Raw genomic sequence first — 7,945 nt, forward strand, 5'->3', positions numbered from 1 at the left:
TGGGGGGGGTTCTCCCGGGGGGGTTTTTGTGCCGACGCTGCCAAAAAAACACCCCCCCCCCGGGGGGGGGGGGGCCCGGGCCCCCGCCCCGCCCCCCACTCCGATCTAAAGCCCCAACACCAGCTTGGTGATGATGTTCTTCTGGATCTCGCTGGAGCCCGCATAGATCGTGGTCTTGCGGTAGCTGAAATAGGACGGCGCGATCGGGGCCGCGTAATCCGGTCCGGCCCGGCCCTCGTTGGTCGGGGCCCAGGTGTCGCGCACGAACGGCGCTGCATAGGTTCCGACCGCCTCCAGGGCCAATTCTGTGATCGCCTGCTGGGTCTCTGATCCCGCCAGCTTCAGCATCGACGAGGCCGGCCCCACCGCCTTGCCCGCAGAACGGCCGGAGAAGATTCGCAGCTCGGTGGCGTTCAGCGACTCCACCGCGATCTCCAGCTCGGCGATCTTCAAGCGGAAGTCCGGGTCCTCGATCAGCGCCCCGCCGTCGTCGGCGCGCTCCAGGGCGGCGATCTTCTTCACCTTGCGCAACATGTGCATCAGGCCAGGCGCATAGGCGTTGCCGCGCTCAAACTCGAGCAGATATTTGGCGTAGGTCCAGCCCTTGTTCTCCTCGCCGATCCGGTTGCCCACGGGCACGCGAACATTGTCGAAGAACACCTGGTTGATCTCCTGCTCGCCCTCGGCCGGACCGTCCAGGGTGGGCAGGGCCTTCACCTGGATGCCGGGCAGGGTCATCGGCAGCAGCAGGAAGCTGATCCCCTCCTGCGGCTTGCCCTGCGTCGAGGTGCGCACCAGGCAGAACATCCAGTCGGCCCACTGAGCTTGGGTGGTCCAGATTTTTGAGCCGTTCAGGACATAGTCGTCGCCATCCCGGACGGCGCTCATCTTCAGCGAGGCGAGGTCCGACCCCGCGCCCGGCTCCGAATAGCCCTGGCACCACCAGATGTCGGACGACAGGATCGGCGGCAGGTGCTGGGCCTTCTGTTCTGGCGTGCCGAACGCCATGATCACCGGCGCGCACATCTTCAGCCCCATGGGCGAGGGGTTTGGTGTGCCAGCCAGCGACATCTCCATGTTGAAGATGTAGCGCTGCGAGGGCGTGAAGCCCGTCCCGCCCAGCTCAACCGGCCAATCCGGCGCGGCCCAGCCGCGCTCGAACAGCTTCTTCTGCCATTTCACCTGGCCGGCCTTGTCGAGATAGCCGTTCTTCGACTGGGCCATCTTGTGGCGCAGGCCGTCATCGAAAGCCTTGGCGATCCAGTCGCGGACGTCATTCTGGAAGGTCAGATCCTCGGCGGAGAAGGCGAGATCCACGGCCGCTACTCCACCGCATCCAGATATTCTATCTCGGGACGACCGGCCATGAACGGTCCCATCGCCGCGCCGGCGGCCTTGAAATAGTCGCTGCCGCCGTGGGCCTTTAGCGCGTCTTCCGAGGCATAGAGTTCCAGCACTTTGTAGACTGCAGGCTCCGTCCGGCTCTTGACGAGCTGGTAGGCCAGGCAACCGGGCTCGTTGGCCTTCACCTTGTTTTGGAGGTCGAGAAAGACTTTTTCGAAATCGGCGGCCTTGTCCGGCTGCACTTTGAGAATTGCTATGACGCCTATCATGTTCGTCTCCGAGGCCTTGGCGGCTAAACGCTTGTTTGAAGCCAGTGTCGGGCAGAGTGGCGTAGAGGGCAAGGGGGCACGCGCTTGACAACCATGGCGAGCGCCGCGCCACATGCGGCGTCCAGGGGATCGCATGGAGCCGACGCGTCGAGACCACCTCCGCGCCGCCTTGGCGCTCGCCGCTTCGCGGTTGCTCGCCCAACTAACGCGGCTGACGTGCTGGCGGCTTTGGTCGGAGCTTGGTCAGGCACGGTGCTGGGACCGTCCGGCCTGGTCCACATCAACCTCGGCGATCTGCTGACCTATCTGAAGGCCCATCGCGACCGCCCGACCGGCTTCCTGACCGAGGCGTCGTGGCGAACGCTGCAGACCCCTCCGTTCGGCGGCTATTCGGCGTTAGGCTGGGGCGTCGACACCGCCTGTAGCCTGGGTCATGTCGGTTCGAACGGTCTGTGGTGGACCCAGGCCTTCATAGACAGGCCGGCGGGAATGGCGTTCGCGGGCGTTCAGAACGCGGTGACGCCCGAGGCGGAGTCAGTCGTGCGGCAGCCGCAGGGCGCGGCGAAGCTCAGTCGAAATCCGGGGTAGCGGGAGAAAACTTACCGCCGCTCGTTCCAACCGTAGGCCACCCACGAATGGCCGCCCATGTGTCGGGCCTCGATCAGGCCAGGATCGCCGGCGGGCGCGGGCGCGGCGGTGGGACGACCGCGAAGGGCGAAGGCGGCCAAGCCCAGCAAGGCGGTGGCCATGAAGCCAATGACCACCAAGGTGGCGGCGAACACAACGGCGATGACGGCGGCGACGGCGACGGCGACCGAGGTCGCCACGGCTCCGGCGATGGTGGCCAGGCTGCGCCAGGCGATACCGTTGGCCTTGGATGTCTCCATCGTCTTCCTCGCCAGGCGTTGCCCCGCCCTCTTGCTAAGGTGGGGCGCCAGTACTGAACGTCAACTGAACACCCAGTCGATCGTTGCGTAAAATGAATTCGACGCTAGCCCGCCGCGAAACCCGCCAATTCGCGGCGTTCGCGCATCACCGTGCTGAAGGCGGCGTTGATCGCGGCCGACTTGGCCTCGGCCACTTCGATGAACTCCAGAGGCAGACCTCGGGCTCTCGCCCGGTCCGGGTGGACCTCCGACATCGCCGTGCGCCAGGCCGAGTGCACCACCGCGTCCTCGGCGTCGGCCGGCACGTCGAGGATGCGGTAAGGATCGTCAGGCTCGGCGCCGACGTGGGTGGCGGTCAGGCGGCGGAAGGCGAGCGGCGACATGCCAAACAGATCCGACACCCGCTCCAGATAGGCCAGCTCCTCGGGGGTCACCGCGCCGTCGGCCTTGGCGATGTGGAACAGGCCGTCCAGCACGTCCTCCAGCAGCTGCGGGCAGGTGCGATAGCGCTTGGCCAGGCGCTTGGCATAGCTCTCGAAGCCGTGCGTCGTCTGCCGCGCCAGGTCATACAGGCGGTGGATGTTGTTCTCGGACGCGGGGTCGGGGTGGAACACCTCGGCGAAGGCGGCGAACTCGTCGGTGTCGGCCGAGCCGTCGGCCTTGGCCAGCTTCGCGCCCAGGGCCGTCACGGCCGTCGAGAAGGCCGGATCCTGCCCCGGCAGGCCAGGCGGACATTCCTGGCATTCCGCCATGTCCAACCGCCGCGCGGCGAGGCTTGCAATGTTACGCCAGAAGGTCATGGCAGCGACGTGAGTCCAGAAGCGTGGCGGAGTAGTGGCAGTTGTATATACGCAAGACCGTCCCCCACGGATCACGCCTCCCACGCTTTCTAGCACAAAAAAGCCGTGGCCCCACCCGGCCATGCTGCATCGCACATTGAAAATTGGTAACAGTCTGTCCGACGCTCGCCGGAAATATTCGCGGGCCGGGGGAGCGTTTTGGCCGTCCACGTCGTTATGGTCACGCTTGAGCGTGGGCGGGTTGAAACGCCCCCGGCGCCATGCTCCGGTCCCATTGCGGCCGGAAAGGCTCTAACTCAACGCGCCCGACTTTGTAGATCGACGCCCTATCAAGAGGACTTCCGCCCGCATGGCGACCGCTTTCCTTCTCGCCCTGGCCCTGCTGGCCCAGGACGCTCCCGTGTCCACCGCGCCGGTCGCCTCCGCTCCCCCGGTCCGCACGACCGCCGCGCCCACGCCGCCGACCGACGACTATGGCTATGTCGGTTGGTGCTACGGCGCGCTGGGCGGCTATGTCGAGCTGTACGACAAGGTCCTGCCGGAAGTGACTCGCATCGAGAAGGCCTTCCCCGGCCCCGACGGATTTTCCGCTGCAATGAAGGAATATCCGGCCCTGCGCACTCAGGCCCAGAGCGACCTGAAGATCTATCGGTCGGCGATTGTGGCGGCCGAGAAGGCCAGCCCCCGTCCGATCTCCGAATATGGCGCGGCGGCGATCAAGAAGGGCCGTTCGGTCTGGGGCGGCTCCGAGCAGGTCGACAAGGCCCGCCTGGCTCAGGTGTGGATGAGTTGGTCGCCCCCAGGCGACTGCGAATCCCGCGCCAAGACCCTGGAGACCAAGTCCAACCTGTTCGGCCAAGCCCTGAACTACAACGTCAAGAAGGACGAGGCTCCGGTTCTCGCGCCGACCGAATCCGCACCCGTCCCGGCTGCGACGGAGCCCTTGCCTCAGGAGGCTCCAGCGGCTGAAACCCCGGTCGCCGACACGCCGAAGCCGGCTCCGATCGCCAAGCCTGTCGCGGCGAAGGCCAAGCCGGTTTCCGCCAAGGTCACGCCTGCGAAGACGGCGGCGAAACCTGGGGCGAAGACGGCGGCGAAGCCTGGCGCCAAGCCGCCCGCACTGCCGCTGGCCGAAAAGGGAGAGATCATCATCGACCCCAACAATCCCCAGCCCTGCGCCGGCAGCCTCGCGCCCGGCAAGCGCGGCGGCAAGAACGTACTGGTCTGCAAGCCGGACTAAGGGCGGCGTTTAGACCCTCTCCCGATGAGAGGGTTATTTTACCGGCAGCGCCCCGCTCTCCGCCAGCGCCTTGAACCACGCATAGGACGCCTTGGGCGTTCGCACGCCCGTGGTTCGGTCCATCGCCACCAAGCCGAACTTGGACGTGAAGCCCAGGTCCCATTCCCAGTTGTCGATCAGAGTCCAGGTAAAATAGCCGCCGATCCGGGAGCCTGCCTCCATCGCCCCCTTCACCGCCTCGAGGTGGCGGCGCAGATACTGGCTGCGGAAGCCGTCGTCGAGCACCGCTGGACCCGGGCCGAAGGCGTCCGAGCAGCCGTTCTCGGTGATCATCACCGCCGGGTTGCCGTAGTCGTGGCGTAGCATGTCCAGCACCTGGGCCAGGCCCGAGGGGTCGATCTGGCGGCCAAAGGCGTCGAGCTCGGCCCCGGGCGGCGGGGCGGCGGGCGCGATGTGGCTGGGCGAGCCCAGGTCGATCCTCACATAGGCCGGCGAGTAGTAGTTCACCCCCAGGAAGTCTATCGGCTGGCGGATCTTGGCAAGGTCGCCGTCCTGCACATGCCCCTTCAGGAAATCATCCATCAAAGCCGGATAGACGCCCTTCAGCAGGGGGTCCAGCCACGCCCGGTTCCACAGCGCGTCCAGGCCGCCGGACGCCGGGCGGTTCCAGAAGGCCAGCGCTCCGCCGGCCGGGCGACACGGCTGCAGGGCAAGGGTCGTGCCGATCTTCAGATCGTCGTGCCCCGCGCGCAGGGCCTGGATCGCCAGGCCCTGCGCGAGGTTCATATGGTGGGTGGTTGGTCCCAGCAGGGCGATGTCCTTCAGGCCCGGCGCGTGCTCGCCCAGCACATGGCCGAAGACGGTGTGCACCGCCGGCTCGTTGAGGGTGATTATGTGCTTGAGCCGGTCGCCCATCCGCTGGCCGACGGCGACGGCGTAGTCGGCGAAGCTCTGGGCGGTGTCGCGCGCGCTCCAACCGCCCTTGTCCTGCAGGGCCTGGGGCAGGTCCCAGTGGAACAGGGTGGCGTAGGGCGTGACGCCCTTGGCCAGGCAGGCGTCGACCAGGCGCTCGTAATGGTCCAAGCCCGCGGCGTTGACCGTGCCTGACCCGGTGGGCAGCACCCGCGACCACGACATCGAAAAGCGGAAGGCCTTCAGCCCCGCCCCGGCGATCAGCTCGATATCCTCGGCGTAGCGACGGTAGCTGTCTGTGGCCAGATCGGCGGTTGAGCCGTCCTTGATCCGGCCCGGCTGCTTCTCGAAGGTATCCCAGATGCTGGGGCCGCGCCCGTCGGCGGTGGGCGAGCCCTCGGTCTGAAAGGCCGCCGTGGCCACGCCCCAGACGAAGTCGTCGGGGAATTGTCGAGACTTGATCGCGACCTCGGTCTTGCCGGCGCGGTCGCAGCCGCTGAGGCCAAGCCCGGCCGCACCACCGACCGCCAGGACGCCCAAGGCTCTGCGGTTGACACCCTTGTCCACGTCCACCCCCTGCTCCGTTGAAGATCGCGCGTCTTCGTTGCGGCGAAGATGATCGCAAAGCGCTGCCTCAAGCCGCAGGACTTGTCGGGCGGCGACGTCACCCTGATGGTCGAGGTCAGCGACGAAAGCCTGTCACGCGACCTGGGCTTGAAGACCGCGATCTATGCCGACCACGGCCTCCGCGCCTACTGGGTGGTCGATGTCGCGGCCCGGCGCGTGATCGTCCATCGCGACCCGACGGACGAGCGTTATCGCTCGGTCAAGGCGTTCGGAGCCGACGCCGAGGTGGCCGCACTGTTGGCGCCGGAGTTGGCGATGCGGCTGGCGGAGTTGCTCGGCGACGCCTGACAAGTCGGCCGGAACGACCCTCGCGGCGATTGGAGTGACGCCATGAATGTCATGAAGCACAACGGCTACACGGCTCGGGCCGAATTCGACGACGAGGATGAGATCTTCATCGGCCGCCTCGCCGGGGTCAACGACATCGTCGGCTTCCACGCCGACAGCGTCAGCGACCTGAAGGCCGCCTTCCACGAGGCCATCGCCGACTACATCGCCACCTGCGCCAAGGCCGGAAAGAAGCCGGAAAAGCCCTATTCCGGCCAGATCATGGTCCGTGTCGATCCGGTCGTTCACGCCCGCGCCGCCCTGGCGGCGGAACTGGCAGGCAAGAGCTTGGTGGGCTGGACAGAGGAGAAGTTGCGAGACGCGGCGACGCGGGAGATCGAGGCCGCTTAAAGGGGGGTCGCTATGCTCGATGCCGCCGCGCCTAGGCTTCCACTCGAAGATCTATGGCGCCGAGAAAATAGAGTGTGTGTCTCCATTTCTCCTTGTTCCAGACGGCCGACGCCGCTCCCCCACGCGCACCATTCTTGCCGGTGGCGCCGAAATCGACCCGCACGTCCCATCCCTTGGTGGCGTAGTCCGTGAACTGTGTCACCGAGTCGATCGGGCTCGCGGTGTCCGAGTGCCAGTAGAGAGCCTCAAGGCCTTCCACGAAGGCCGACACGCTGGTGGTCGTGGTGCCCGGTCCCAGGACGATGCGCGGCAGAGTAATTCCGACGTTCGCCGCCGATCCGCTGACGAGCGTGATCAAGGTGTCTCCGCCCGGCAATGACTGGGCGACGAATTCAGGACGAACAGCCTTCGTGGGGTTTGGCATTTCAATCCTCAGATCGGCATAGGTTTTCGGACGGGATGTATACTTGCCCTTTACTCAGGGTGCAGTATTTTAAGGATAGGGCGTCGTCTTGGCGGCAGCCAAGAAGTCCGTATTTGTAGCAAACGGCCAAGACGTATTGGGCTTCGGGGAGACCTTTGCTGCAACCAAGGAACTCCCGGATTTTCTTTTCGCTCGCCAGGATGCCGGCGCATGGCGACGGTTGTGCGGCGCGTTCATAGAACGGGAGTGATCGCGCCAGCGCGGCCTCGTCCTGCTGGCTGTTTATGGTCTGCGCGTTGAGCGAACCTCGGAGCTGCCCGGCGATGATGAAGTTCGCGATCAAGTCGCCGCGCTGGGCCCATGTGCGCAGTTGGGCGGCGGAATAGGCGCTGGCGGTCCTCGTGGGAACGACGCGACGCTGCCTTTCTTGCATGTTGTAGAGGTAGCCTTCCACCGTCTCGAACTGAAGCTGGTTGTGAGGGCGTTCGTTACGCCAGAAGTAGAGACTGGGAGGCTCCTGCTTGGTCCGCGACGTCTTGGGAGGCGCACTCCAGGCGAAGCCAAACGACATCGATGCGACCAAGCAGGCCGCTGCCAGGGAGGCCCCCGCACGGGTCGGGGGGTAAGGCCGTCGATATCCGTTCCTCACCGCTCTCTCCCCGCCTCTGACACCGTCTTCGCCACCGGCGACCACACAAAATCAATCACCCGCCGTTTCCCCGTCACGATCTCGACCGAAGCGCTCATGCCAGCCGACAGCAAAG

At 65.9% G+C, this 7,945-nt stretch carries 11 protein-coding genes; 4 read left to right on the forward strand and 7 right to left on the reverse strand.

The features are described 5' to 3' along the window. Positions 1-105: 105 nt before the first annotated feature. Entirely contained in the window at positions 106-1,317 is a 1,212-nt protein-coding gene (locus ACP696_RS17090; RefSeq protein WP_426013493.1) for an acyl-CoA dehydrogenase family protein, read from the reverse strand. Between the two features lie 5 nt (positions 1,318-1,322). Beyond that, complete coding sequence (locus ACP696_RS17095; RefSeq protein ID WP_426013495.1) at positions 1,323-1,613, reverse strand: putative quinol monooxygenase; 291 nt, start codon at positions 1,611-1,613, stop codon at positions 1,323-1,325. A 216-nt stretch (positions 1,614-1,829) separates the two neighbouring features. Between ACP696_RS17095 and ACP696_RS17100 the strand changes: the two genes are divergently transcribed. Beyond that, positions 1,830-2,201, forward strand: a complete 372-nt coding sequence (locus ACP696_RS17100) for a hypothetical protein (protein WP_426044086.1) — start codon at positions 1,830-1,832, stop codon at positions 2,199-2,201. A gap of 11 nt (positions 2,202-2,212) precedes the next feature. Here ACP696_RS17100 and ACP696_RS17105 read toward each other — a convergent pair whose 3' ends face one another. Further along, positions 2,213-2,500, reverse strand: a complete 288-nt coding sequence (locus tag ACP696_RS17105) for a hypothetical protein (RefSeq protein ID WP_426013498.1) — start codon at positions 2,498-2,500, stop codon at positions 2,213-2,215. Between the two features lie 104 nt (positions 2,501-2,604). Then, positions 2,605-3,300 carry a TerB family tellurite resistance protein gene (locus ACP696_RS17110; RefSeq protein ID WP_426013500.1) on the reverse strand — a complete coding sequence of 232 codons (696 nt, stop codon included), beginning with the start codon at positions 3,298-3,300 and terminating at the stop codon, positions 2,605-2,607. Positions 3,301-3,649: 349 nt separating this feature from the next. Here ACP696_RS17110 and ACP696_RS17115 point away from each other — a divergent pair, with 349 nt between their 5' ends. Further along, positions 3,650-4,540: a hypothetical protein gene (locus ACP696_RS17115; protein WP_426013501.1), complete on the forward strand. Its 891-nt coding sequence runs from the start codon at positions 3,650-3,652 to the stop codon at positions 4,538-4,540. A 33-nt stretch (positions 4,541-4,573) separates the two neighbouring features. Here the strand turns inward: ACP696_RS17115 and ACP696_RS17120 are convergent, their stop codons facing one another. Continuing rightward, positions 4,574-6,019 (reverse strand): GH1 family beta-glucosidase, encoded by a 1,446-nt coding sequence (locus tag ACP696_RS17120; RefSeq protein WP_426044087.1) that lies wholly within the window; start codon positions 6,017-6,019, stop codon positions 4,574-4,576. Positions 6,020-6,067: 48 nt separating this feature from the next. On the opposite strand from ACP696_RS17120, the gene ACP696_RS17125 reads away from it, so the two are divergent. Continuing rightward, entirely contained in the window at positions 6,068-6,367 is a 300-nt protein-coding gene (locus ACP696_RS17125; protein ID WP_426044088.1) for a Uma2 family endonuclease, read from the forward strand. A gap of 42 nt (positions 6,368-6,409) precedes the next feature. Continuing rightward, positions 6,410-6,757, forward strand: coding sequence for a type II toxin-antitoxin system HicB family antitoxin (locus ACP696_RS17130; RefSeq protein WP_426044089.1), 348 nt, complete (start codon positions 6,410-6,412; stop codon positions 6,755-6,757). Positions 6,758-6,788: 31 nt separating this feature from the next. Here ACP696_RS17130 and ACP696_RS17135 read toward each other — a convergent pair whose 3' ends face one another. Then, positions 6,789-7,115: a hypothetical protein gene (locus ACP696_RS17135; RefSeq protein WP_426029797.1), complete on the reverse strand. Its 327-nt coding sequence runs from the start codon at positions 7,113-7,115 to the stop codon at positions 6,789-6,791. 67 nt (positions 7,116-7,182) lie between these two features. Continuing rightward, complete coding sequence (locus ACP696_RS17140; protein ID WP_426044090.1) at positions 7,183-7,764, reverse strand: SEL1-like repeat protein; 582 nt, start codon at positions 7,762-7,764, stop codon at positions 7,183-7,185. Positions 7,765-7,945: the final 181 nt, after the last annotated feature.

This window comes from Caulobacter sp. DWR3-1-2 (assembly GCF_049896225.1).
Classification (GTDB): Bacteria; Pseudomonadota; Alphaproteobacteria; order Caulobacterales; family Caulobacteraceae; genus Caulobacter.